The organism is Dactylosporangium sucinum (assembly GCF_014647515.1).
In the GTDB taxonomy this organism is placed as follows: Bacteria; Actinomycetota; Actinomycetes; order Mycobacteriales; family Micromonosporaceae; genus Dactylosporangium; species Dactylosporangium sucinum.
Genome location: NZ_BMPI01000043.1, coordinates 1 through 23,833, shown reverse-complemented (window position 1 = coordinate 23,833; position 23,833 = coordinate 1). Strand labels below are relative to the sequence as shown.

General features: G+C 73.3%; 23 protein-coding genes. 10 read left to right on the top strand and 13 right to left on the bottom strand.

The features are described 5' to 3' along the window. Window positions 1–814 (top strand): TAXI family TRAP transporter solute-binding subunit (locus IEZ31_RS35510; protein ID WP_190254453.1); only part of this gene is annotated, 814 nt, incomplete at its 5' end. Here IEZ31_RS35510 and IEZ31_RS35505 read toward each other — a convergent pair. Further along, window positions 811–2,190 (bottom strand): sensor histidine kinase, encoded by a 1,380-nt coding sequence (locus IEZ31_RS35505; RefSeq protein ID WP_190254452.1) that lies wholly within the window; start codon window positions 2,188–2,190, stop codon window positions 811–813. The genes IEZ31_RS35510 and IEZ31_RS35505 overlap by 4 nt on opposite strands. Further along, window positions 2,187–2,852 (bottom strand): response regulator transcription factor, encoded by a 666-nt coding sequence (locus tag IEZ31_RS35500; RefSeq protein ID WP_190254451.1) that lies wholly within the window; start codon window positions 2,850–2,852, stop codon window positions 2,187–2,189. Before IEZ31_RS35500 ends, IEZ31_RS35505 begins: the two co-directional genes overlap by 4 nt. Before the next feature lie 536 nt (window positions 2,853–3,388). Here IEZ31_RS35500 and IEZ31_RS35495 point away from each other — a divergent pair. Next, window positions 3,389–3,988 (top strand): hypothetical protein, encoded by a 600-nt coding sequence (locus tag IEZ31_RS35495; protein ID WP_190254450.1) that lies wholly within the window; start codon window positions 3,389–3,391, stop codon window positions 3,986–3,988. Between the two features lie 91 nt (window positions 3,989–4,079). On the opposite strand, the gene IEZ31_RS35490 is transcribed toward IEZ31_RS35495, so the two are convergent. Next, complete coding sequence (locus tag IEZ31_RS35490) at window positions 4,080–4,712, bottom strand: TetR/AcrR family transcriptional regulator (RefSeq protein WP_190254449.1); 633 nt, start codon at window positions 4,710–4,712, stop codon at window positions 4,080–4,082. A 45-nt stretch (window positions 4,713–4,757) separates the two neighbouring features. On the opposite strand from IEZ31_RS35490, the gene IEZ31_RS35485 reads away from it, so the two are divergent. The 4 genes from IEZ31_RS35485 (at window position 4,758) to IEZ31_RS35470 (ending at window position 10,056) form a co-directional block, all read left to right on the top strand. Continuing rightward, window positions 4,758–5,909: an acyl-CoA dehydrogenase family protein gene (locus IEZ31_RS35485; protein ID WP_190254448.1), complete on the top strand. Its 1,152-nt coding sequence runs from the start codon at window positions 4,758–4,760 to the stop codon at window positions 5,907–5,909. Between the two features lie 12 nt (window positions 5,910–5,921). Continuing rightward, window positions 5,922–7,265: an aldehyde dehydrogenase family protein gene (locus IEZ31_RS35480; protein WP_190254447.1), complete on the top strand. Its 1,344-nt coding sequence runs from the start codon at window positions 5,922–5,924 to the stop codon at window positions 7,263–7,265. Next, window positions 7,262–8,353 (top strand): Zn-dependent alcohol dehydrogenase, encoded by a 1,092-nt coding sequence (locus IEZ31_RS35475; RefSeq protein ID WP_229836143.1) that lies wholly within the window; start codon window positions 7,262–7,264, stop codon window positions 8,351–8,353. Before IEZ31_RS35480 ends, IEZ31_RS35475 begins: the two co-directional genes overlap by 4 nt. 668 nt (window positions 8,354–9,021) lie before the next feature. Further along, complete coding sequence (locus tag IEZ31_RS35470) at window positions 9,022–10,056, top strand: DUF559 domain-containing protein (protein ID WP_190254446.1); 1,035 nt, start codon at window positions 9,022–9,024, stop codon at window positions 10,054–10,056. On the opposite strand, the gene IEZ31_RS35465 is transcribed toward IEZ31_RS35470, so the two are convergent. The 9 genes from IEZ31_RS35465 to IEZ31_RS35425 form a co-directional block, all read right to left on the bottom strand. Continuing rightward, window positions 10,049–10,837, bottom strand: coding sequence for an alpha/beta fold hydrolase (locus IEZ31_RS35465; RefSeq protein WP_190254445.1), 789 nt, complete (start codon window positions 10,835–10,837; stop codon window positions 10,049–10,051). The genes IEZ31_RS35470 and IEZ31_RS35465 overlap by 8 nt on opposite strands. Beyond that, a complete protein-coding gene (locus IEZ31_RS35460) occupies window positions 10,834–12,285 on the bottom strand; it encodes a flavin-containing monooxygenase (protein WP_190254444.1) in 1,452 nt (483 codons plus the stop codon). The genes IEZ31_RS35465 and IEZ31_RS35460 overlap by 4 nt, the downstream gene beginning before the upstream one ends. Window positions 12,286–12,387: 102 nt before the next feature. Further along, complete coding sequence (locus IEZ31_RS35455; protein WP_190254443.1) at window positions 12,388–13,236, bottom strand: hypothetical protein; 849 nt, start codon at window positions 13,234–13,236, stop codon at window positions 12,388–12,390. A 21-nt stretch (window positions 13,237–13,257) separates the two neighbouring features. Then, entirely contained in the window at window positions 13,258–13,938 is a 681-nt protein-coding gene (locus IEZ31_RS35450; protein ID WP_190254442.1) for a hypothetical protein, read from the bottom strand. 64 nt (window positions 13,939–14,002) lie between these two features. Beyond that, window positions 14,003–14,740 carry a hypothetical protein gene (locus IEZ31_RS35445; RefSeq protein ID WP_190254441.1) on the bottom strand — a complete coding sequence of 246 codons (738 nt, stop codon included), beginning with the start codon at window positions 14,738–14,740 and terminating at the stop codon, window positions 14,003–14,005. 12 nt (window positions 14,741–14,752) lie between these two features. After that, window positions 14,753–15,208 carry a hypothetical protein gene (locus IEZ31_RS35440; RefSeq protein WP_190254440.1) on the bottom strand — a complete coding sequence of 152 codons (456 nt, stop codon included), beginning with the start codon at window positions 15,206–15,208 and terminating at the stop codon, window positions 14,753–14,755. A gap of 752 nt (window positions 15,209–15,960) precedes the next feature. Further along, a complete protein-coding gene (locus IEZ31_RS35435) occupies window positions 15,961–17,925 on the bottom strand; it encodes a peroxidase family protein (protein ID WP_190254439.1) in 1,965 nt (654 codons plus the stop codon). A 173-nt stretch (window positions 17,926–18,098) separates the two neighbouring features. Next, complete coding sequence (locus IEZ31_RS35430) at window positions 18,099–18,764, bottom strand: response regulator (RefSeq protein WP_190254438.1); 666 nt, start codon at window positions 18,762–18,764, stop codon at window positions 18,099–18,101. 156 nt (window positions 18,765–18,920) lie between these two features. Continuing rightward, complete coding sequence (locus IEZ31_RS35425; RefSeq protein WP_190254437.1) at window positions 18,921–20,033, bottom strand: damage-control phosphatase ARMT1 family protein; 1,113 nt, start codon at window positions 20,031–20,033, stop codon at window positions 18,921–18,923. Between the two features lie 29 nt (window positions 20,034–20,062). Here IEZ31_RS35425 and IEZ31_RS35420 point away from each other — a divergent pair, with 29 nt between their 5' ends. Further along, window positions 20,063–20,407 carry a YkvA family protein gene (locus tag IEZ31_RS35420; protein ID WP_190254436.1) on the top strand — a complete coding sequence of 115 codons (345 nt, stop codon included), beginning with the start codon at window positions 20,063–20,065 and terminating at the stop codon, window positions 20,405–20,407. Here the strand turns inward: IEZ31_RS35420 and IEZ31_RS35415 are convergent. Further along, window positions 20,375–20,929: a hypothetical protein gene (locus IEZ31_RS35415; protein WP_190254435.1), complete on the bottom strand. Its 555-nt coding sequence runs from the start codon at window positions 20,927–20,929 to the stop codon at window positions 20,375–20,377. The two genes, IEZ31_RS35420 and IEZ31_RS35415, sit on opposite strands and share 33 nt — an antisense overlap. 50 nt (window positions 20,930–20,979) lie before the next feature. Between IEZ31_RS35415 and IEZ31_RS35410 the strand changes: the two genes are divergently transcribed. From IEZ31_RS35410 to IEZ31_RS35400, 3 genes are read left to right on the top strand one after another with little or no spacing between them, the layout of a single operon-like run. Next, window positions 20,980–21,543 carry a DUF5937 family protein gene (locus tag IEZ31_RS35410; RefSeq protein WP_308429463.1) on the top strand — a complete coding sequence of 188 codons (564 nt, stop codon included), beginning with the start codon at window positions 20,980–20,982 and terminating at the stop codon, window positions 21,541–21,543. Next, the gene (locus IEZ31_RS35405; RefSeq protein ID WP_229836139.1) at window positions 21,441–23,501 is read left to right on the top strand and encodes a family 20 glycosylhydrolase; all 2,061 of its coding nucleotides are present in this window, start codon (window positions 21,441–21,443) and stop codon (window positions 23,499–23,501) included. Before IEZ31_RS35410 ends, IEZ31_RS35405 begins: the two co-directional genes overlap by 103 nt. A gap of 28 nt (window positions 23,502–23,529) precedes the next feature. Continuing rightward, the gene (locus IEZ31_RS35400; protein ID WP_190254433.1) at window positions 23,530–23,739 is read left to right on the top strand and encodes a DUF6158 family protein; all 210 of its coding nucleotides are present in this window, start codon (window positions 23,530–23,532) and stop codon (window positions 23,737–23,739) included. The last annotated feature ends 94 nt before the right edge of the window (window positions 23,740–23,833 follow it).

The window sequence follows — 23,833 nt, the reverse complement described above, 5'->3', positions numbered from 1 at the left end:
CTCGGGGGCGGTGTACTACAAGTACGGCACGGCGATCGCGGCGCTGGCCAAGCGGTACCTGCCGAAGGTCCGCGCCAGCGTCCTGGAGACCGCCGCGTCCCAGGAGAACGTCGACGACGTGCGCGACGACCGGGCCGACGTCGCGTTCACCCAGGCCGACATCGCCGGCGCCGGCCACGCGGCCGCGCCCGGCCGGCTGGCCGCGCTGGCCCGCATCTACGACGACTACATCCACGTGGTGGTGGCCGCCGGCGGCCCCGTGCAGACCGTCGCCGACCTGCGCGACCGGCGGGTCTCGATCGGCGCGCCCGGCTCCGGCACCGCCGTCACCGCCGAGCGGATCCTGAGCGTGGCCGGCCTGTCCGTGCAGCGGGTCCAGCTCGGGCTCGACGACTCGGCGAAGGCCCTCGCCGGCGGCCAGGTCGACGCGTTCTTCTTCTCCGGCGGCCTGCCGGTGGCCACGATCACCGACCTGGCCCAGCACTTCCCGATCCGGCTGATCGACCTGCAGGCGGTGGTCTCCGAGCTGCGCCACAACTACGGCGACTACTACGCGGAGCGGGTCGTGCCCGCCTCCACGTACCGCGGCATCAGCAACATCGTCGCGGTCGGCATCGCCAACTACCTGCTCGTCCGCACGTCGATGCCGGACCCGCTCGCGTACGGCGTGACCCAGCTCCTCTTCGAGCGCCGCGACGAGCTGGCCAAGGCGCACCAGGCGGCGGCCCGGCTGAACATCCGCTCGGCCATCAACACCCCGCCGCTGCCGCTGCACCCGGGCGCCGCCCGCTACTACCGCGGCCAGAAGGCCTAGGCGGGCGCCGCCGGGAACCAGACCCGGGCCTGCAGGCCGGTCGGGGTGTTCGGCTGCAGGTCGAGCCGGCCGCCCGAGGCCTCCACGAGCACCGCGACGATCGGCAGGCCGAGGCCGCTGCCGTCGACGTTCTGCGCGTCCGGCGCCCGCCAGAAGCGCACGGTCGCCAGCTCCCGCTGCTGCTCGCTGAGGCCCGGGCCGGTATCGACGACGTGGACGGCGACGCCGCCCTCGTCGGCGGTGGGCCGGACGGTGACCGTCGCGCCGGGGCCGGAGAACTTCACCGCGTTGTCGATGAGCGCGTCGAGGGTCTGGTCGAGCGCCGTCGTCACGGCACGGGCGCGCAGCGGGTGCGGCGGCCGCACGTACCGCAGCGTGATCTGCTTCTTGGTGGCCACCGGCTGCCAGGCGACGATCCGGGCCCAGGCCACCTCGCCGGCGTCGAAGTCGGCCAGCTCGAAGCGGCCCCGCTCGGCGCGGGCGAGCGCGAGCAGGCTGTCGAGGACCTCGCCGAGCCGCTCCGCCTCCTCCAGCGCGAGCTTGTGCCCCTCGACGGCGTCCGGGTCGGTGAGGTCGGCGCCGAGGTCCTCGACCCGCAGCCGCAGCGCGGTGAGCGGGTTGCGCAGCTGGTGGCTCGCGTTGGAGACGAACGCGCGCTGCCGTTCCAGGGAGTCGGCGACGGTCGCGGCCATCTCGTTGAACGCGGTGCCGAGGCGGCGCAGCTCGGGCGGGCCGTCGGCGGCGGGCACCCGGGCCGCGTAGTCGCCGGCCCCGAGCTCGTGCGCGGCCGCGTCGAGCTCGGCGACGGGCCGCAGCGTCCAGCGGGCCAGCAGCCAGGCGGCGACGATGCCGGCGAACAGCACCACGAGCCCACCGCCGGCGAGGATGCTCCACGCGGTGCCGACGGCGTTGGCCCGCTCCCGCGTCGGGGAGATCGTGATGACGGCGCCGATCACCTCGCCGCCGCGGCCGACCGGCACCGCCACGACGTACGGATCCGTCCGCCACGGCCACACGGTGCCGTCGTCGCTGGCCTCCCGGCCCTCCAGCGCGCGGCGCGCCTGCCGGAGGACGTCGGCGTCGTCGAGGAACGCGCCGGGCCGCGAGCTGACCACCCGGTGCGCGTCCTGGTCGACGACGATGGCGGTGATGCCGTACAACTCGTCGTAGCGCACCAGCTCGGCCGACATCTCGGCGGTCTCGCTGGCCCGCAGCGCCGGCTCGGCGAGCGTGGCGAACCGGGTGGCGTCGGCGAGCCGGTCGGCCACCAGCCGCTGGGTGTCCCTTCCGGCGATGATGGTCGCGAACGGCACCTCGAGCGCCGCCAGCACCAGCAGGAGCAGCACCAGGTAGGTCCCGACGAGCCGGACCCTCACGGCGCCAGCCGGTAGCCGACACCCCGGACGGTCTGCACGAGCCCGGGGACGTCGAGCTTGGCCCGCAGCGACCCGACGTGCACGTCGAGGGTGTGCCGCCCGACGAAGCTGGTCTGCCAGACGGCGAGGATGAGCCGGTCGTACGACACCACCACGCCGGGCGTGCGCGCCAGCACGGCGAGGATCTCGAACTCCTTGCGCGTCAGCGCCAGCTCCCGGGCGTGCACCGACACCCGCCGCGCCGCGACGTCGATCCGCACCGGCCCGGCGACGACCACCTCGGCCGGCACGAGCACGGCCCGCGCGGCCCGCCGCAGGACGGCCTCGATGCGGGCGTTGAGCTCGGCCATCGAGTACGGTTTCACCACGTAGTCGTCGGCGCCGGTCTGCAGCCCGGCGACCCGGTCCCGCTCCTCGGCCCGCGCGGTGACGGCGATAATGGCGACGTTCTCGTCCTTGCGCCGCAGCGTGCGGCACACGTCGATGCCGTCGCCGTCGGGCAGGTTGAGGTCGAGCAGCACCAGGTCGAACGGCTCGGCGGCGAACGTGTCGAGCGCGCTCTCGGCGGTCATGCAGTGCACGATCTCGTGCCCGCGCCGCCGCAGGGCCGTGGCCAGGGCGGCCGCCACCCGCGCGTCGTCTTCCACCACCATCACCCGCATCGTGCGCTCATGGTACGGCCCCCCGCCCCGCCGCTCACCTCTCCACGCACCCACCCTCCCGCCCCTGCCCGTCCCCCGGCCCGCTGCGCCGCCCGCGCCACCCGACCACCCGCGCGCATCCCCCGCCCGGGCGCCCCTGCCCCTCCCGCCCCCTGCCCGGCCCCGGCCCGCTGCGCCACCCGCGCCACCCGACCGCCCGCGCCGCCGCCCGCGCCGACCGCTCCCCACTCTCCGCGATCTTGGAGTTGTGGTCCCGTATATGTCGGATATTTCTGTATAAAGACGGGACCACAACTCCAAGATCGCCGCAGGTGGTGCAGCGTCCGGGAAGGTTGGCCGGTTGCCGGCCGGGTCGTGCACATTTCCCGGCGGGAGTGCGTATTCCGGTCAGGGATGTCGCGCGGCGGCACACCATGTCTGCGGAGGGCGTCACACCGGCCGAGCGCCGCCGCACCCGGGTGGTGCTCTTTCAAGAGTTCCTCAAGGAACGCTGATGACAGTTCCGTCGATACCCCGGTGCGCGCGACGGTGTCCCGGTGGACATCGTGTCAACCGGCGAGCACTATCTGGCCTCGACCGTCGCCGCGTTCGAGGCGGCCGTGCTGGTGCGATGTACCGGGGTGTGCGGTGGAGGAGGCCGTGCCCGGGCACTGGGGGGCGCCCGGGCACGTTCCGCACACGCCCTGTCGGGGGTGCTCGCCGAGTTCAACCGGCCCGTCGCCGCGGACCGGCTGGTCGAGCTGCTCCAGGCGGCCGGCCACTCGGCGAGCGTGCACCGCTACACCGCCGGCAACCGCCACCGGTACGAGATCTCCCGCGTCTTCACCGAGCCCGGCACCGACGGCTTCCTCGACCGCGCGTGGTGGCGCGGGTACGCCGAGCTGTGCGGCACGCCCGACGCGCCGCGCTCGGGCCGCCAGGTCCGGCACGCCCGGCTGCTGGCCGAGGCCGCCTGGCGGGGCGTCCTGCTGGTCTCCGGCCCGGCCCGCACCGGCTCGCCCGGGCTGCGGGTCGCCGACCTCGACACCGCGACCGTGCTGATCCGGGCCGGCCGCATGATGCGCCTGCCGGTGCGGATGAGCACCCGCCCGGGCGGCCAGCTGCTGCTGGTCATGCCGTCCGAGGCCGCCGCCTGACCGATCCGTGACCGGCGCGGTGCTCGTCGATCCGGGCGGCGTGCTGCCGGCCAGGCTGAAGACCAGGCACGTCCGCCCGGGCACATAGCGGCTACGCGGGCTCGATCGTCGCGAAGCGGCGCTCCAGGCCGTCCACCAGGGCCTCCAGGCCCAGCTCGAACGCGGCCTCGTCGACCTGCTCGTGGTGCCCGGCCAGGCGGTGCGCGTCGCGCAGGTGCGGGTACTCCTCGGCGTAGAGCGACGGGTCGTCCACGAAGCCGAGCGCGAACGAGCCCAGGGCCGAGCCTGCCACGAAGTACCGCATCGTCGCCCCGATCCGCGTGGCCATCGCCGGCGGCCAGCCCGCGTCGACCAGCGCCCCGTAGACCGCGTCGGCCAGGCGCAGCGAGGCCGGGCGGCGGGCCGGGCCGCGGGCGAGGTACGGCACGACGTTCGGGTGCGCGCGGAACGCCGCCCGGTAGGCCCGCGCCCACGCCTTCAGCGCGGCCGGCCACGGGTCGCGGCCGAGCATGGACAGGTCGACGCCGGCCACGATCGCGTCCCCGACGGCGTCGACGATCTCCTCCTTCGTGGCGAAGTGGTTGTACAGCGACGGCGCCTGCACGCCGAGGTCGCGGGCCAGCCGCCGGGTGGACAGCGCGTCGAGCCCGTCGGCGTCGACGATGGCTGTGGCGGTTTCGACGATGCGCTCCCGCGTGAGCAGTGGCGTTCTGGGACGGACCATGGCTACGATCTTAGAAACTAACGGCGTTAGTTAAAGGGTGGCGGCATGGACCTTACGCTCAGTGACGAACAGCAGGCGGTCAGGCGGATGACCGCGGAGTTCGTCGATCGCGAGATCGCCCCGCACGCGGCCGCCTGGGACCGGGCCGAGCAGGTCGACCTGTCGGTCGTCAGGAAGCTCGCCGACCTGGAACTCTTCGGCGTGACGATCCCGGAGGAGCACGGCGGCAGCGGGGGCGACCACCTGACGTACTGCCTCGTGCTCGAAGAGCTCGGGCGCGGCGACTCGTCGGTGCGCGGAATCGTCTCGGTGTCGCTCGGGCTCGTCGCGAAGTCGATCAACAGCTACGGCTCCCCCGAGCAGAAGACGGCATGGCTGCCGAGGCTCTGCGCCGGCGAGGCGCTCGGCTGCTTCGCGCTCACCGAGCCCGACACCGGCTCCGACGCGGCGTCGCTCGCCACCCGGGCCACGCCGGACGGCGACGGCTGGCGCATCGACGGCGCCAAGATGTTCATCACCAACGGCACGTGGGCGAAGGTCGCCCTGGTCTTCGCCCGCACCGGCGGCCCCGGCCCGAAGGGCATCTCCGCCTTCCTGGTCCCGGCCGACGCGCCCGGCCTGCGGATCGAGGAGATCCACGGGAAGCTGGGCCTGCGCGGCCAGGCGACCGCCGCGCTCACGTTCGAGGGCGTGCACGTGCCCCGCGCCGCGCTGCTCGGCGCCGAGGGCCAGGGGTTCACGATCGCCATGGCCGCGCTCGCGAAGGGCCGGATGTCGCTGGCCGCCGGGTGCGTCGGCATCATCCAGGGCTGCCTCGACGCCGCGGTCGGCTACGCGCGGCAGCGCACCCAGTTCGGCCGGCCGATCGCCGGGTTCCAGCTGGTGCAGCAGCTCATCGCCGACATCTCGGTCGAGGCCGACGCGGCGCGGCTGCTCACCTGGCGGGTCGCCGACCTCATCGACCGCGGGCAGCCGTTCGCGACCGAGTCCTCGACGGCCAAGCTCTTCGCGAGCGAGGCCGCGGTCCGCGCCGCCAACGCCGCCCTGCAGGTCTTCGGCGGCTACGGCTACATCGACGAGTACCCCGTGGGCAAGTACCTGCGCGACGCCCGCGTGACGACGGTGTACGAAGGAACGAGTCAGATCCAGAAGCTCATCATCGGCCGCGCCCGCACGGGTGTGAGCGCGTTCGCGTAAGGGAGACGATTCGTGATCGACGTCTACAACCCGGCCACCGAAGCGGTCATCGCCTCGGTGCCGGTGACCCCCTCGGTGACCCCCGCGGTCGAGGCGGCGCGGGCGGCCCAGCCCGGCTGGGCTTCCCTGTCCCGTGCCTCGCGGGCCGCGCACCTCGCGCGGCTGCGCGACCTCCTCGCGTCGCACGCCGACGAGCTGGCCGCGCTCATCACGTCGGAGATGGGCACGCCGATCGGGGTGTCGCGCAAGGTGCAGGTCGGGCTGCCGCTGACGGTCCTGGGCACGATGATCGACCAGCTTGCGTCGCCGGTCGACGACGAGCAGATCGGAAATTCCCGGATCGTCCGTGACCCGGTCGGGGTCGTCGGGGCCATCACGCCCTGGAACTATCCGCTGCACCAGACCGTCGCCAAGCTCGCCCCGGCCCTCGCCGCCGGCAACACCGTCGTGCACAAGCCCAGCGAGGTCGCGCCGCTGTCCGCGCTGCGCCTGCACGAGCTCGCGGTGGAGGCGGGCCTGCCCGACGGCGTCTACAACCTGGTCACCGGCTACGGCGACCCGACCGGGGCCGAGCTGGCCGGGCACCCCGGCATCGACCTGGTCTCGTTCACCGGCTCGACCGTGGCCGGGCGCAGGGTCGCGGCCGCCGCCGCGGCCAACCTGACCCGCGTCTCGCTGGAGCTCGGCGGCAAGTCGGCCAACGTGATCCTGCCCGACGCCGACCACGCGGCGGCGGTCAAGGTCGGCGTGGCCAACTGCTACCTCAACGCCGGCCAGACCTGCACGGCCTGGACCCGCATGCTCGTCCACGAGTCACGCTACGACGAGGCCGTGCGGCTCGCCGTGGCCGCCGCGTCGAAGTACCTCCCGGGCGACCCCACCGACCCGGCCACCCGCCTCGGCCCGCTCGCCTCGGCGGCGCAGCGCGACCGGGTGCTGTCCTATGTGGAGCGCGGCGTCGCCGGCGGCGCGAACATGGTGCACGGCGGCGGCGCGGTGCCGGCGACCGGCTACTACGTCGCCCCGGTGGTCTTCGCCGACGTCGACCCGGACTCGGTGATCGCGCAGGAGGAGATCTTCGGCCCGGTCCTGTCCATCGTCCGGTACCGCGACGAGGACGACGCCGTGCGGATCGCCAACGGTACGAAATATGGACTCGCCGGCAGCGTCTGGTCGGGGTCCCAGGAGCACGGGCTCGCCGTCGCCCGCCGGTTGCGCACCGGCCAGGTCGACGTCAACGGCGGCGCGTTCAACCCGCTCGCGCCCTTCGGCGGGATCGGGCACTCCGGCTACGGCCGCGAGCTCGGCCCCTTCGGCTACGAGGAGTTCACGAGCGTGAAGGCGATCCAGCTGTGAGCGGGGCACCGATCAGAGCCGCGGTGCTGCGCGCCCTCGACGGCCCGCTCACGATGGAGGAGCTGACGCTCAACCCGCTCGGCCCGGCCCAGGTGCGGGTCCGGCTGGCCGCGGCCGGCGTCTGCCACTCCGACCTGTCCCTGGCCAACGGCACGCTGCGCCAGCCCTTCCCGGTCGTGCTCGGCCACGAGGGCGCCGGCACGGTCGTCGAGGTCGGCGCCGCGGTGACCACGCTCGCCCCCGGCGACCATGTGGTCCTCAACTGGTCCCCGCCGTGCCGCGACTGCTGGTTCTGCGCGGCCGGCGAGCCGTACCTGTGCGTGCACGCCGACGACGCCCGCGCCGTGCCGTTCGCGCGCTCCACCGCGGGCGAGGACGTCTACGCCGGCCTCGGCACCGGCGCGTTCGCCACCGAGACGGTCGTCGGCGCCCACGCCTGCATCCCGGTCCCGGCCGACGTCCCGCTGGAGGAGGCCGCGCTGCTCGGCTGCGCGGTGCTCACCGGCGTCGGCGCGGTCACCAACTCGGCGAGGGTCCGCCCGGGCCAGTCGGTGGTCGTCATCGGCCTCGGCGGCGTCGGCCTGGCGGCCCTGCAGGGCGCGCGGATCGTCGGCGCGACGACGATCGTCGCCGTCGACCCGTCCCCGGCCAAGGAGGAGCTGGCCCGCCGCCTGGGCGCGACCGACTTCCTCGCCCCGTCGGACAAGCTGGCGAAGGAGATCCGCGCCCTGACCGAAGGCCGCGGCGCCGACCACGCCGTCGAGTGCGTGGGCCGCGCCGACACGATCCGTGCGGCGTGGTCCTGCACCCGCCGCGGCGGCGCGGCCACGGTCGTCGGCCTGGGCTCGCCGAAGGACATGCTGTCGCTGAGCGCGCTGGAGGTGGCCTACTTCGCGCGCACGCTCACCGGCTGCATGTACGGCAGCACCGACCCGTCGGTGGACGTCCCGGTCCTGCTCGACCACTGGCGCGCCGGCCGCCTGGACCTGGCCGCGCTGGTGACGGACCACGTGCCGCTGGACGACCTCGCCGAGGCCTTCGCCCGCATGCGCGAGGGGAAGGGCGCCCGCACCCTGGTCCGCTTCTGACCCACGCAGCGCGCGCCGACGGCTGACCCGGGGCGGCCCCTCTGAGACGTTGGTCGATCTACCCTCGGTTGGATCTTGCTTCGCGAGGGTAGATCGACCAACGTCTGCACGCGAGGCGCCCGAGAGCCAGGCACAGCCAACCAGAAGCCCGGCAACGCGCGGGCGCAGGCGCACAGACCAAGCAGCGGCAACGCCGAGCGCAGGCCCGCAGATCAAGCAGCCGGCAAGCCGCAGGCACGGGTTCACAGAGCAAGCAGCGGCAACGCGCGGGCACAGGTTCACCGACCACCGGGCCACGCCGCCATGCGCTCGCACCCGCGTACCGCCCACCGACGCCGCCGGGGCCGCAACGCACCGCCCTGCCACTCTTATACGTTGGTCGATCTACCCTCAGTTGAATCTTGCTTCGTGAGGGTAGATCGACCAACGTCTGTACGTGGGCCGACCAGCAGCCAGGCGCAGCCAACCAGAAGCCCAGCAACACGCGGGCACAGGTGCACAGACCAAGCAGCCGGCAACGCCGAGCGCAGCCCCACAGACCAAACAGCCGGCAACGCGCGGGCACAGGCCCCAGACCGAGCGGCCGGCAAGCGGACCGATAGGCCACGCCGCCACTCGGGCACATCCCCCAGACGTTGGTCGATCCACCCTCAACAACAGAGATCCAAATGAGGGTAGATCGACCAACGTCAAAAAAGGAGATCAGCAGCGACCATATCCACAAGTGCCGCGTCGTCCACATGTTGATCTCCGACGGCGGCGATTGGGCGCTGCGGCGGTGGCAGCATCTGGACGTGCATCGGGAACTGCGGCGGTTGGCTGACAACGGGCACGGGGTGGTCGACCGTGCTGAGGCGTTGGCCGTGGCCGAGCATCTCGTGCTCGACCGGGCGCTGGCCGGCGGGGCGCTCGTTCGAGTGTGCCCGCGGACCTACCTCGATCGTGCCCGGATCGGCGAGCGGCGGGCCAGGCTGGCGGCCGCGGTGCGGTACGGCGGGGAGGGCGCGGCGTTGTCCCACACCACCGCGCTCGAGGTGTGGCGACTCCCGGCGCCCGTCGATGGGCCGATCCACCTCGTCGTGGCTGAGGGGCGGCAGCCGCGTGGGGCCGCCGGGCTTCGGGTGCATCGGCGGCGGGGATGGGAGCCGGCGGACATGGTGGTTCGGGACGGTTTCCCGGTCACGCGGCTGGAGCGTTCGATCGTCGACAGTTGGCCGCTGCTCGATCGCGGGCTGCAGCGGGCGCCCGCGATCGTGGCGGTCAGCGAGCGGCGCACGACGCCCGGGCGGCTGCGGTCGGCGTTGGCCGCGGTGCCGCGGCTCGCCGGTCGTCGCGGGCTCGCGCAGCTGGTCGGGCTGCTGGAGCGAGGGTGCCGCAGCGCGCTCGAGCTGTGGGGGTGCGAGCGCGTGTTCACCGGCGGCGCGTTCGACCGGCTGCGCTGGCAGGTGCCGGTGCCGCTGGCGGGTGGAACCGTCTACCTCGACGCCGTCGACCCGGACAGCGGTGTCAACCTCGAGCTCGACGGCGCCGCGCATCACGCCGGGCCGGCGGACCGGGAACGCGACCTGCGCCGGGATGCCGCCCTGCTCGCGCTCGGGTACACCGTTGTGCGGTTCACGTATGCGCGACTCACCACCGAGCCCGGCACCGTCCGGCGCGAGGCGCTCGCGGCCATGAGCCGCCGCACCGGGCGGATCAGCTGACGTGGCTGGCGAGCGTCACGGTCTCCTGGATGACGGCGGCCACCGCGGCCGGGTCGTCGCTCATCGGGACGTGGCCGCAGCCCGGCAGGGTCACGTGGCGGGCGTCCGGCAGCGCGGCGCGGGCGGCCTCGGCCTGCACCGGCAGCAGGATGCGGTCGCGGTCGCCCCAGGCCACCGTCACCGGGACCGGGAGCGAGGCGGCAGCGAAGGCGTACGTGCGGCCGTGGCGGGCCACCCGCGCGAAGCCCTTGCCGCCGCGCAGGGCGAGCGTGTCGGCCAGGGCGCGCTCGGCGGTCAGCACCGACGGGCGCGTCACCAGCCGGCCGAACGAGAACGCCTTGCCGAACGCCGTGCGGTAGAACAGGCGCAGCACCGGCGTCGGGGTGAACGCGCCGATGCGGTGGCCGCGCAGGACCGCCAGGGCGCGGCGCACCTGGGCCGGGGTCGCGAAGCCGGCCGGCGACAGGGCCGTGGCCGAGCGCGCCAGGCCGGCCGCGGCCAGCTCCAGGGCGATCGCGCCGCCGAGGCTGTTGCCGGCGACGTGCGGGCGGTCCAGGCCCTGCTCGGCGAAGAACTCCGACAGTGCCCGCACGGCACTCGGCATGCCGAGGTCGTGCTGCGGTACCGGCGAGCGACCGAAACCAGGCAGGTCCACCGCGACGACGTCGTAGTGGCGCGCCAGCGACGGGATCACCGGTTCCCATGCCCGCCAGTGGTGCCCGATGCCGTGGATGAGCACGAGGGGCTCGCCGGCGCCGGAGCGTTCGAAGTGGACGGTCATGCCGGGACCTCCTCGTAGGCGCGCGCGTCGAAGCGGCGCATCCGCTGGCGGTAGCGCCAGGTCGAGCCGGGCCACAGGGTGGAGTTGCGGCCGGTCGAGTCCAGGTACCAGCTCTGGCAGCCGCCGGTCGCCCACACCGTGGACGCCATCCGGCGGTCGACGCGCTCCACGTACCGCTGCTGCGCCTCCGGCCGCGGCTCGACCGTCGCCAGCCGCCGGGCCCGCATGCGGTCGAGGGCCGCCATGACGTAGTTGAGCTGCGACTCGATCATCAGCACGACCGAGTTGTGGCCGAGGCCCGTGTTCGGCCCGAGCAGCAGGAACAGGTTGGGGAAGCCGGCGACGGTCGTGCCGCGGTACGCCCGGGGGCTGCCCTGCCACACCTCGGCGAGCGACCGCCCGTCGCGGCCGCGGATCCGTTCGGCGATCGGCAGGTCGGTGACGTGGAAGCCGGTGCCGAAGACGATGACGTCGGCCGGGTGCTCGGTGCCGTCGCGGGTGACGATGCCGTGCGGGCGGACCTCGGCGATCGGGTCGGTGACCAGGTCGACGTTGTCCCTCGTCAGGGCCGGGTAGTACGTGTTCGACTTGAGGACCCGCTTGCAGCCCAGCGCGTAGTCCGGCGTGAGCTTCGCGCGCAGCCCGGGGTCGCGCACCGCCCGGCGCAGGTTGAGCAGCGCGAGCCGCTGCGCGTAGCGCATGACCCACGGGCGCAGGAAGCCGATGACGGTCGCCTCGACCTGCCAGTACACGATGGTCCGCATGAGTCGTTGGGAGCCTGGGATCCGGCGGTACATCCAGTGCTCCCACGCCCGCAGCGGGCGCTCCTGCCGCGGGATCACCCACGCGGGGGTCCGCTGGAAGAGCGACAGCCGGCCGACGACGGGCTGGATCGCCGGCACGATCTGGATCGCCGACGCGCCGGTGCCGATCACGGCGACGCGCTTGCCGGCCAGGTCGGCGTCGTGGTTCCAGCGCGCCGAGTGGAACGTCTCGCCCCGGAACGTCTCCAGGCCGGCGAGCTTCGGCACGACCGGCTCGTTGAGCGGGCCGCCGGCCGAGATGAGCACGTCGGCGGTCCAGTCACCGCCGGAGGTCTCGATCCGCCAGCGCTTCGCCGCGCCGTCCCAGGACGCCTGCCGCACCTCGGTGCCGAAGCGGATGCTCGGCCGCAGGTCGTACCGGTCGGCGACGCGGCGCAGGTAGTCCCAGATCTCAGGCTGCGGGGAGTAGGTGTTGCTCCACCGCGGGTTCAGCGCGAACGAGTACGAGTACACATGTGAGGGCACGTCGCAGGCGCAGCCCGGGTAGCCGTTGTCGCGCCAGGTGCCGCCGAGCTCGCCGGAGCGCTCGAAGACGACGAAGTCGTGGTGGCCGTGCTGCTTGAGCCGGATGGCGGCGCCGAGGCCGCCGAACCCCGCCCCGACGACGGCGACGCGGACGTGCATCCGACCCCCTTGGTACTAGACGGTACCAAGGACGCTACCACCGGGTAGCTTCACGACGGAAGGGCTCCCCCGCAGGTTCGCCGGGGGAGCCCTTCCGGCTGGTCAGAGGCCGAGCAGGCGGTCGAGGAAGTCACGGTACCGCCGGACGGCCGCCCGCAGCCGCTCGGTGTCGTCGCCGCCGTCGTCCTGCCAGTCGGCGAGCCGCCGGCGCTGCTCCTCCAGGCTGGCGGCGATCGACGCGGCCGCCTCGGCGACCAGCCGGTCGGCCTCGCCGGCGACCGACCGCGGGTCGTCGATGAAGCGCAGTTGCAGCTCGCGCCACCGCTCGCGGAGGCCGTCGACGGCGCCGTCGGCCCAGAACGCGCCGAGCGGCTCCGGCTCGACCGCGCCCGGCCGCAGCTCCTCGACGGTCTCGGGCCCGGTGGCCTCGGCCTCCGTGAGGGTGTCACTGTCGGCGTACGTGTCGGTGCGGGCGTCGTCGTCCTCGTCGCGCGCCTCGTCGACCGGCTGGACGCCGAGGTCGTACACGTCACGGTCGTCGGCGACCCCGGCCTGCCACCGGCGGTCCTCGGCGGCCTCCGCCTCCGCGGTCTCCTCCTCGGCGCGCTCCGCGGCGACGTCCTCGTCCACGCGCTCGCCGATCGCGTCCCGGCCGTCGTGGTCGGCCAGCACGTCGCGGTCCTCGGCCTCCTCGACCCGCTCGGCCTCCAGGGCCTCGTCGCGGTCCACGACCTCGGCGTCGGCGCGGTCGTCGTCGGTGCGCGACGTACCGGAGACGTAGGTGCCGGCCGGGTAGGCCTCTTCCCGGTCCGGGCCGGCGTCGGTGTCCTCGCGGTCCGCCGGGTGGGCGGTACCGACGGCCACGTCGTGGTCGTCGCGGTCGTCGTGCTCGCCGCGCCGCGGCTCGGGGACGTACGTCTCGTCGAGCGACCCGCGCTGTTCCTGCTGCATCGTAAGCGTCCTTTCCCGGCCCTACGACCGGCGGCTGGTGTCGTGGGGCACGTCGCCGGACGCCCGCTGCTGGGGTACGCCGGCGGGCTCGGGAGCGTCGGTGGCCTCGGAGACGGTGCCGGTGGTCTCGGAGACGGTGGGGTCGGCAGCGCCGGTGCGGGCCACGGGGGTCTCGTCGGTGCCCAGCAGCTCGGCGAAGAGCGTCCGGTAGTGCACCACGGCCTGCCGGAGCTGCTCGGTGGTCGCCTCGCCCCGCTCGCTGAGCCCGCTGATCTCGTGGGCGTCGCGATAGTGACCGAGCGTGCGCGCATGCTCGACGGAGAGCGTGGCAACCTGCTCGTCGTAGTCGCCGGTCGGGTAGCCGCGCTCGGCGATCAGCTCACTGACCAGCGCGTCCGCGTCGCGGACCGCGCCGGACGGATCGTCCAGGAACCGGGCCTGGATCTCCTCCCACGACGTTGCGTACCGGGTACGCGCCGCGGGGTCGAGCTCGCGCAACTCCAGGGCGGCGTGGCGCCGCTCCCGTTCGCGCAGTTCACGTTCGGCGGCAAGGCGGCTGTCGCCCTCGGCGACGGCCCGGTCGTACTCGGGACCGAACCGCTGCTGCAGGGCGCGCCGCCGGGTGACGAACCAGATGCCGTAGCCGAGCGCGGCGATCACCAGGAGCACGATGATCGTGAGCAGAACTTGGGTGGCTGTCATGGCGGTCCTCCTTCGATGGAGGTATTCCCGCCGATGACCGGCCCTCAAACGGCAACGACGAAGGTCACGGTCCCACGAGGTGGTTGAGGAAGTCGCGGTACCCGTGCACGGCCGCCCGCAGCTGCTCGGTGTCGTCCCGGCCGGACGCCCGCCAGGTGCTGAGCTGGTCCTTGCGCGCGTTCAGCGACGCCGTCACCCCGGCGAGCGCGTCGTCGATGAGCCGCTCGGCCTCCCCGGCCGCGGTCTGCGGGTCGTCGACGAACCGCATCTGCAGCTCCTGCCAGCGGGTCCGGACCTCGTACGCGTGGCCCTCGGTGGTGAGCGGCGCGGTGACCGAGTACCCGCCACCGGACTGCGCCCCGTACCCCGGCTGCGGCGTCGAGGTGCCGTAGCCGCTGCCGCCCGTGTACGCGGGCACCGACGACATCGGCGCCCCGGGCACCGGCTGGCCGTACCCGCCCGCCGCGGCCGGCATTCCGGTGCCGGGCATGCCGGGCACCTGCTGGCCCCCGCCGGGCATGCCACCCGGCATGCCGCCGGGCATCCCCGCGGGCATCCCGCCGCCGGGCATCCCGCCGGGCATCCCCGGCTGGGCTATCCCGGCGGACGCCGCGGTGGGCGGGTAGCCGGGGGGCGCCTGGATCCCGGCCGTGGCCGCCTGGGCCGGCGGACGCGGAGCCGGCGGAACCGAACCGGCGGTCTCGGCCTCCTCTTCCTCTTCCTTGCCACCGCGGAGCAGGATCCACCCACCTACCGCGAGGGCGATCACCACCAACCCGATCGTGATCGTCGTGGAGTTCATCTGTTCGACTCCTTACAGGCTCAGGATGCGGTCGAGGAACTCGCGGTAATCGCGCAGCGAGGCGCGCAGGTTCTCGGTGTCCAGGCCGCGGGCGGCCCGCTGCTGGTGCAGCTGGCTGCGGCGGGCGTCGAGGGACGCGGACAGGGCGCTGACCGCCTCCTGCACCAGCCGCTCGGCCTCGCCCGCGACGAGGTGCGGGTCGTCGAGGAAGCGCATCTGCAGCTCCTGCCACCGCCCGCGGATGCGCTGGCGGTCGGCGTCGTTCCACAGGGCTGCGAGCGCGGTCACGGAGCCGGTACCGTTGTTCGACCGGTAGGTCGAGCCGGACGCGGCGGGCGGCGGTGCGTCCGCCGTCTCCCCCGCACCGCCACGGAATGCGATCCCGCTGGAGGGCACACCACTGGCCGGGGACACTGCCGGAGCTTCGTCGTCAGCCTGGGGCGCCAGTTCGTCGCCTTCAGGTTGCATGCGCGCGATCCTTTCGTTCTCGGGCGAAGCCCGGCCCGGCCGAACCGGGCACCGGTGCAGGACGGGCCTACCCGGTCTGAGGCGCGCCACACTCGCCGCGGCCGCCCGGCCCCTGGGACGGGTGCCCCGCACGCGGTGCACCACGGAGTCCACTGTGGGCACGACGGTCCCGGCCGGCCGGCGGCGCGAGCGCACGAACAGGCGCAGCAGCGTGCCGATGAGCAGGGCTATCCCGATACAGGCGACCGCCAGCGACATCGCGCACCCCCCTTCGGACCAGCCCCAGCCTTACCCCGATCGGCCCGTCCGGAGCCCGCGCGTCCCCCGCTCACCCGGCTTCCCACCCAGAGGTGACCACCGCCCCCACCTCCACGCCCACTCGCGCCCACTCCGCGCCGCGCCACCAGCGTCCCTCGCCGCCCCTCGCCGCCCCGCGCCGTGCCGCCCCGCTGCGCCGCCCCTCGCCGCGCCCACCCTCGCCCAACGGTCCTCGACCCCCTCGCCGATCTTGGAGTTGTGGTCCCGGAAATGTCGGACATAGCACGACAAATGCGGGACCACAACTCCAAGATCGCGGAGATGCGCCGCGTGCGCGGGCTGCGCGCGGGTGCGCGGGCTGCGCGGGGTGCGCGTGTGCGCGTGCGCGGGGGTGCGCGCGGTTGCGCGGCGTGGGGTGAACGGCGTGTGCGCGGGGGCGGGAGGGCCGGACGGGTGAGTGGGGCTCGCGAGGTCGGTGGGGCTGCCCGGGTGGGTCAGGCCGGCGGGGCGAAGAAGACGTTGCGCTCCAGATCCGCCCTCGGGATGTCGGTGTTGTCGGCGATCACGTCGCCCAGGGAGCGGCGGAAGTCGAGGCCGTACGCCCGGCGGATGAACGTCAGGCCGGGGTCGTTGCGGTAGAAGAACCGGTCGCCGTCGCGCAGCGCCTGGAACTGGCGGGTCCAGATGGCCAGCTGCAGCTCGCCGAACTCGGTGCCGGGCACGTGCGGCTCGCTCACCATGCCCACGAACGCGTCGACCTTGTCGACCGAGCCGTACACCGCCTTCAGCCGGGCGGCCAGCGCGGTGCGGCGGGTCGCCCGGGTCACCGCGGTCTCGGCCGCCTCGGCGGTCGGCGAGATCCGCTTGCCCTCGATGTCGAACAGCGCGGTGAAGTCCAGGCTGTTCGGGTCGTCGATCTCCTTGCCGAGCGTCAGGGCGGGGTCGCGCGGGAAGGACTCGGTCGGCTCGCCGGTGATCGCGCGGAAGGAGCGGCGCGGCTGCAGGCCGTAGGCGCGGCGCAGGTCGTTGTAGCTCGGGATGCCGTGGTCGCGGCCGCGCAGGACGTCGACCGCGCCGAGGTCCACGACGCTGCTGAAGCAGTCGGGCAGCTCGGCGCCGTCGAGGCAGCGCGGGTTGCCGGGGACCGGGATCTGGAACAGCACGCTGCGGAGCTGGTTGTCGATCTGCTCGTCGTTGCGGTACTCCGACTCGCCGCCGATGCCCTGCAGCAGCGGGCCGAGCTGCACCGCCGGTACGAGATCCGGGTTGAAGTAGGCGACGTTCAGCGGCACGGCCAGCTCGACCTCGTCGCCGTCGACGGTGACCTCGACGCCCTGTTTCTGGAACGCCTCCAGCTGGGCCACCGGGTAGCGGCCGGCGTCGGACGACATCTCGATCTCGCCGTGGATCATGCTGTGCGCGCGGTACCCGACCGTGGCGAACTCGTTCGAGAGCGTGGCGTCGACGTCCGGCCGGTAGCCGCGGTACTGCGGGAGCCGCACCCCCATCGCGGGCAGGAACTGCTCGTAGGTGATGTACTGCTGCTCGGCGATGACGAGCCGCCGGGCGATCTGGAACTTCTGCTCGGCGGTCAGGCCGGCCGGCAGCTGGTCGACGATCCGGTTGTGCTCGCGCGCGAAGAGTGTCTGGACCGCGGTGAGCCCGATGTTCTCGTTGGCCCGCACGTCGCCGGCGACGAACGCCGTGCCGGGCCGGCCGCGCAGCATCCCGTCGACCGACATCGCCGGCGCGGCGCCCGCGTCGCCCCGGCTGTCCCGCCGCGGCAGGTAGCCGCCCGGCAGCAGCAGGTGCGGCCCGTTGTTCGCCAGGTTCCCGTCGACCGGCCCCTCGCGCAGCCACTCCAGCCGCGCGTCGGTGCCGCCGTAGACGGCCCAGGCGTCGACGTACGAGCTGACCAGGTTGGTCTGCTGGCGGACCCCGCCGCCCGGCGCGGCGTTGGAGCGGTTGAACGGGATCATCCCGAGCGTGTTGGAGAACGTCTCCAGGGGGTCGTCCGGGTTGAATACGATGTTGGCCGCCGCACCCGGCGGCGGCTGCTCGTCGGGCGGCGCGTCACGCAGCCCGATGGTGTGGTCGACGAACTGGCCCCAGACGAAGCCCCACTGGCTGACCCGCCGGTCGTTGAACACGTTCTGGTGCGAGTCGTTGAACACACGGTTACTGATCCAACGGACGTTCGGCCCCTGGACCATCGCGCCGCGGCCGTCCGCGTAGGCCGCGGGCGCCACCCGGCTGTACGGCCGGCCCGAGCGCCCCCAGTCGGCGTGCGCCCGGTTGTTGCCGGACCCGTCGAGGCTCTGCACCTCGAACGCGAGGCCGCTCCCCCGGCCGGGTGGCCGGCGGCGGTCAGCGGTCCGTTCGGCGGCGAGGGCCGTGCCCCCGGCCACCACCACCGCTAGCGCTACGAGCGGAACGAGCTTGCCGACGCGAAGACCCATGACTCCTCCACAGGTGCATCCGCCTCGCCGAGACACATGCTTCGCCGTGGAGTGGCATCGGTCAATGAAAGCCGGTTCAAGTCTGGCTTAACCCGGCCTGCAAGCGCGAAGCAAGCCGCCGCAAGTCGCAGCAAGCGCCGGAGCGGCGGCCGCCTCAAGCGGCCGCAACAGCGCTAGGGCTGGAACCGGTAGCCCATGCCCGGTTCCGTGATCAGATGCCGGGGTTGGGCGGGATCGTCCTCCAGCTTGTGCCGCAGCTGCGTCATGTACTGCCGCAGGTACTGGGTCTGCTTGAGGTACGTCGGACCCCACACGTCCTGCAAGAGCTGGCGCTGGCTGACCAGTTTGCCCGGATTGCGGGCCAGCACCTCCAGCAGTTCCCACTCGGTCTTGGTGAGATGGACCCCGTCGCTGACGGTCCGGGCGCCGAAGTCGACCTCGTGGCGGCCGACTTGGACGACTTGCAAGGCCTCGCCGGGGGCGAGCCGGCGGGTGACCGCCCGGACCCGCGCGAGCAGCTCGTCGATGCTGAACGGCTTGGTGACGTAGTCGTCGGCGCCCGCGTCGAGCGCCTCGACCTTGTCGCGCGAGTCGGCCCGGCCGGACAGCACCAGGATCGGCACCGGCGACCAGGAGCGCAGCTTGCGGATCACCTCGACGCCCTCGATGTCGGGCAGCCCCAGGTCGAGAACCACCAGGTCGGGCCGGGCCTGCTGGGCCTGCCGGAGCGCCTCGGTCCCGTCGGCCGCGAGGACCACCTCGTACTGCCGCGCGACCAGGTTGATCCGCAGCGCACGCAGGATCTGCGGCTCGTCGTCCACGACGAGAATCTTGCTCATGCGGAAACCATAGTGACGGCGGACACCCTTGAAGGACTTCGCAAGCCGACCGCAAGTGCTCGCCAAGTGGGCGGCGGCAGAGTGCTCACCATGACGAACACGACCACGTTCTGGGCCGGCCCGACCTTCACCTCGACGACCGCTTCCGCCACGAGCTCAGCCGCGAACTTGAACGAGTGCAAAAGCGCCGCTGGTACGCCATGACGCGGGCAGGCTTCGCTCGGCGCCCGCGCCCAGCCCGACGACCACGTCCGACTTCACCGTCCGCAGCGCCGCGACCGCGCCCGGAAAGTACCCGGTGAGCTCCTCGAACGGCGTGGTCACCGGCCAGTGCCGGTCCCCGACGAGGCGGCGGTAGTTGAGATCGCCCTTGAGGACGGTCAGCTCCGCCGCCGCGAACCGGCTGGCAAGGTCTTGCGGCATCTCGTGGAAGGTGAGCGGCGCGCAGTAGAACGGATCGGCGTGCAGGGACAGTGCGCCGTCCCGCAGGGCCGCCCGCAGCCGCTGCCCCACCGCACTGTCCGGCGGGAACCTCCGCAGCTCGTCGAGGACGTCGGCGGGCAGCGCGTCCGACACGAAGTACGGCGCCGGCTTGACGTGCAGCTCGACCTTCCCCGCGCGCCCGGTGCGCAGCAGGAAGTCGACGAGCACCAGGTCGGGCAGCAGCTCCCGGCCGGCGTTGTCGGCCACCAGACAGACCGTGCCGCCGCCGCGCAGCAGCGCCCACAGCGCCTTGGTGTCGTCGGCGACCAGCTCGTCGACCCGGTGCGAGCCCTGGGACACCAGCCGGAAACCCAGGTCGGCCGAGTTTCCCCACAGTGCCGCCGCGGTCAGCGCGGCGGCTTGTTCATCTTCTTGCAAGTCCTGCAAGGCGTCGAGCTCCGCGAGCTCCGCCGCGCCCGGCAGGTCCGCCGCCTTCTGCGGCCCGAACGGGTCGATCCCCCGCCACGGACCGGGCCCGTAGTAGCCGGTCGCGTCGAGCAGCCGCCGGTAGAAGAAGTTCTCCGCCCACAGGAATGGCACGTCGTACCACGACCGCCCGTACATGCCCTCACCCCAGCGGTCCCAGTCGGCGGCGTCGTGGGCATCGGCGGGCAGGGGCTCGATGACGGGCTCTTGCAAGAGCCTTCCAAGTCGCTCTCGTACCGCCGGTTCGTACGGGATCCCCTCGAGCACCCGGGCGACGATCGCCGGGTGCCGGTCGCGCAGGACCGACTCCGGGAACGATCCGGGCACGTTGCTGAGGATCGGCGGTGGCTCGACGGGCATGGGGGAAGTATCACCCGTAGAATCGGCGCATGTCCGAGGAGTTGTTCTACGCCCTCATCGCGGTCGGCGCACTGGTGCTGATCGGCGTGCTGGTGGTGGCCATCGTCCTCGCGATCCGGGTCTGGAAGACCGGCAAGTATCTGCAGTCCATGGGGGCCGGCGGCAAGGTCGCCTTCTGGGGCGCGATCATCTACACGATCTTCCCGGTCGACCTGCTGCCCGACCCGATCTACCTCGACGACGTCGGCGTGCTCGGCGCCGCCCTCTTCTACCTCACCCGGCTGGCCGTCAAGACCCGGCAGGAGCGCCAGCAGCAGGGCCGCGCGCCGCTGCCGCCGCAGTTACCGCGCCGCCCGCCGCAGAAGACCCGCTGACCGGCGGGTTGCGCGGGCCCCAGCGCCCGGCGACCGCGCTGCCGGCCAGGGTGGCCACCACAAGCGTGATCCACAGTGGACCGGCCCCGGCGTCGAGCAGCCACAGCAGGAGCACCGGCGCGACGGCGTTGGCGACCCCGGTCGACAGCTGCCACCGAGCGAGCTCGGCCCCGAGCCGGGCCGGCTCGGGGCCGCGGTGACCAGCGCCGTGCCGCTGCCGGCGTAGAGGATCTCCCCGAGCGTGTAGAGCACCGCCCACGCGGCGACGACACCCGCGGAGGGCGATGCCCAGAACCCGGCGTACGACGCGGCGAGCAGCACCCCGCTCCAGGCGAACACGGCCCGCCGCGACCGCCCGGCCAGCGCCGCCACGAGCGGCACCTGCAGGGCGACGACGAGCACGGCCGGCCACGCCCCGGTGAGCACCACGGGCAGCACGACCTCCAGCACCGCGAAGCACAACGCAAGCGGCAGGTTCGCGCCGTTGAGCACCCACAACCCCCACCCGCGTCGATCTTGCACCTGTGGTGCCCGGCTCACCCCAACTTGTTCGGGTTTGGTAGGCACCACAACTGCAAGATCGACGCGAGAAAGGGGGCGCGGGGGGCGGCGGGCGTGGGCTCACCATCGACATCACCTCGCTGCCGGTCGAGCGCGTCACGTTCGCGGTGTCGCCGCTGGCCGAGCTGACGTCGATGCTGCACGTGCTGGCCGAGCCGGGGCACCACCCGGCGCTGTCGGGCTGGGCGGCGGCGACCCTCGCCGGGCTCAAGCCCGCGCTCGCCGACCGGCTGCTGGAGGCGGAGTTCCTGTGGCGGTCGTCGCGGGCCGACTTCCTGGTGCCCGGCCGGCCAGGGCCCGACCTGACGGCCGAGCTCGACGCCGTGGACCGGCTCGGCGACGAGGTGTACGTCGCCGCCGCGCTGGTGACGACCTGCTCGCGTCACTACTGCGGTGAGGGCGGACCCTTGACAGGGACACATAGCTTGCCGTCAAATTCACAGGAAACTTTACAGTTTCACTGGAGGACGCCGTGCAACGTCCCGCCCTGCTCGCCTCCGCGGTGGCCGCCGTCACCGCCGCCGCCGGTATCGCCTGGGTCGCCACCGCCGCTCCCGCGGCCGCGGCCGTGGTGAACCTGCAGGATGTCGTGCCCGCTCCCGTGTCGGCCCAGCCGGCCGCGGGCGTGACCTACACCCTGCCGTCCAACGCCTCGATCCAGACCCAGTCCGGCTCGGCCGCCGCCACCGACGTCGGCAACTACCTCGCCGGCGTCCTGCGGCCGTCGACCGGCTACGCGCTGCCGGTCACCGCCGCGGGCGGCACCCCGACGAGCGGCATCGCCCTGCTGCTGTCCGGCGCCGACGCGAGCGTGGGCGCCGAGGGCTACCAGCTCGACGTCACCGCCGGCCTGGTCACCGTCCGGGCGCAGACCGCCGCCGGGCTGTTCCACGGCGTGCAGACCCTGCGCCAGCTGCTGCCACCGTCGATCGAGGCGCGCACCGCGCAGGCCGGGCCGTGGGCCCTGGCCGGCGGGCGCATCGTCGACTATCCGCGCTACGCGTACCGCGGCGCGATGCTCGACGTGTCGCGGCACTTCTTCGGCGTCGACACGGTCAAGCGGTACATCGACGATATCGCGCAGTACAAGCTCAACACCCTGCACCTGCACCTCTCCGACGACCAGGGCTGGCGGATCGTGATCGACGCCTGGCCCCGGCTGGCGACCTACGGCGGCAGCACCCAGGTCGGGGGCGGCGCCGGCGGCTACTACACGAAGGCGCAGTACTCCGACATCGTGAGCTACGCCGCCGCGCGGCACGTCACGATCGTCCCGGAGATCGACATGCCGGGCCACACGACCGCGGCGCTGGCCTCCTACGCCGAGCTCAACTGCAACAACACCGCGCCGCCGCTGTACACCGGCACCGAGGTCGGCTTCAGCTCGCTGTGCGTCGGCAAGGAGGTCACCTACACGTTCGTCCAGCAGGTGCTGGCCGAGCTGGCGGCGATCACCCCCGGCCCGTACCTCCACATCGGCGGCGACGAGGCGCAGAGCACGTCCGTCGCCGACTACCGCACGTTCATGAACCGCATCCAGCCGTTCGTCGGCGCCAACGGCAAGACGGTCCTCGGCTGGCACCAGGTGGGCCAGGCCGACCACACCGCGAACCGGGTCGCGCAGTACTGGGGCACCGGCACCTCCGACGCCGACCTCGCCGCCGCGGTCGGCAAGGGCGACAAGATCCTGCTGTCGCCGGCCAACAAGACGTACCTCGACATGAAGTACACCTGGGAAACCCCCCTCGGCCTGACCTGGGCCGGGCTGATCGAGGTCCAGACCGCATACGGCTGGGACCCGGGCGCCTACCTGTCCGGCGTGCCGGCCGGCTCGATCATCGGGGTCGAGGCGCCGATGTGGTCCGAGACGCTCACCAAGCTGGCCGACATCGAGTTCATGGCGTTCCCGCGGATGCCGGCGCTCGCCGAGCTGGCGTGGTCGCCGCAGGCGGTGCGGAACTGGGACACGTTCAAGGTGCGGCTCGGCGCGCAGGGCCCCCGCTGGACGGTCCAGGGGATCAACTTCTACCGGTCGCCGCAGGTGCCCTGGGGTACCGTGACGTCTCCGTCACCGTCGATCTCCCCGTCCCGCTCGGTCTCCCCGTCGGCCTCGGCGTCCTCGTCCCAGCCGCCCTCGTCGGGTCTGGTCAACGGCGGCTTCGAGACCGGCTCCCTGTCCCCGTGGAGCGGCACGGGCTGCTCGGTCGTCTCGTCGCCGGTCCGCTCCGGGACGAAGGCCCTGGCCGGCGCGGTCACCGCCGCCGACAACGCGCGCTGCCAGCAGACCGTGACCGTGCTGCCGAACCGCACGTACCGGCTGAGCGGCTACGTCCGGGGCAGCTACGTGTACCTCGGCGCCACCGGCACCGGCGTCAGCGCGAGCACCTGGACGCCCGGCACCGGCGGGGCCTACTCCCAGCTGAGCCTGACGTTCACGACGGGCCCGTCGACCACGTCGGTCGCCGTCTACGTCCACGGCTGGTACGGCCAACCGGCCTACAACGCCGACGACATCACGCTGACCCTCGCATGACGAGCGGCGGGTGGGGTACCTGGGTGGCATGCATCCACTCGGTATCCCACCCGCGCAGCTCAGCGACGAGGCCCTGCTGCACGAGCTGGCCAACCTGCACGAAACCCGGCACGACACCCTGCGGCACGGTTCCGAGGACGCACTGACCAACCACAGCCGCCGCACGGACGAGCTGGAGCGCGAGTACCTGCGCCGCTTCCCGGACCGCGAGGTCAGCTCCGCCCGCCTGCGCAACTGACCCCGTTGGTCCCGGCGGGGAGGGGACTTCGGTCCCGGGCGATCGGGGAGGTTCGGCACCGGCCGCCGGCGCGGTCCCGGGATGACGATGGTGG

Bases quoted from the DNA above. Each gene is read 5' to 3' on its own strand.
- IEZ31_RS35500 (WP_190254451.1), bottom strand. From the start codon at position 2,852: ATGCGGGTGATGGTGGTGGAAGACGACGCGCGGGTGGCGGCCGCCCTG.
- IEZ31_RS35490 (WP_190254449.1), bottom strand. From the start codon at position 4,712: ATGGTCCGTCCCAGAACGCCACTGCTCACGCGGGAGCGCATCGTCGAA.
- IEZ31_RS35485 (WP_190254448.1), top strand. From the start codon at position 4,758: ATGGACCTTACGCTCAGTGACGAACAGCAGGCGGTCAGGCGGATGACC.
- IEZ31_RS35470 (WP_190254446.1), top strand. From the start codon at position 9,022: ATGAGGGTAGATCGACCAACGTCAAAAAAGGAGATCAGCAGCGACCAT.
- IEZ31_RS35465 (WP_190254445.1), bottom strand. From the start codon at position 10,837: ATGACCGTCCACTTCGAACGCTCCGGCGCCGGCGAGCCCCTCGTGCTC.
- IEZ31_RS35460 (WP_190254444.1), bottom strand. From the start codon at position 12,285: ATGCACGTCCGCGTCGCCGTCGTCGGGGCGGGGTTCGGCGGCCTCGGC.
- IEZ31_RS35455 (WP_190254443.1), bottom strand. From the start codon at position 13,236: ATGCAGCAGGAACAGCGCGGGTCGCTCGACGAGACGTACGTCCCCGAG.
- IEZ31_RS35450 (WP_190254442.1), bottom strand. From the start codon at position 13,938: ATGACAGCCACCCAAGTTCTGCTCACGATCATCGTGCTCCTGGTGATC.
- IEZ31_RS35445 (WP_190254441.1), bottom strand. From the start codon at position 14,740: ATGAACTCCACGACGATCACGATCGGGTTGGTGGTGATCGCCCTCGCG.
- IEZ31_RS35440 (WP_190254440.1), bottom strand. From the start codon at position 15,208: ATGCAACCTGAAGGCGACGAACTGGCGCCCCAGGCTGACGACGAAGCT.
- IEZ31_RS35435 (WP_190254439.1), bottom strand. From the start codon at position 17,925: ATGGGTCTTCGCGTCGGCAAGCTCGTTCCGCTCGTAGCGCTAGCGGTG.
- IEZ31_RS35430 (WP_190254438.1), bottom strand. From the start codon at position 18,764: ATGAGCAAGATTCTCGTCGTGGACGACGAGCCGCAGATCCTGCGTGCG.
- IEZ31_RS35425 (WP_190254437.1), bottom strand. From the start codon at position 20,033: ATGCCCGTCGAGCCACCGCCGATCCTCAGCAACGTGCCCGGATCGTTC.
- IEZ31_RS35420 (WP_190254436.1), top strand. From the start codon at position 20,063: ATGTCCGAGGAGTTGTTCTACGCCCTCATCGCGGTCGGCGCACTGGTG.
- IEZ31_RS35400 (WP_190254433.1), top strand. From the start codon at position 23,530: ATGCATCCACTCGGTATCCCACCCGCGCAGCTCAGCGACGAGGCCCTG.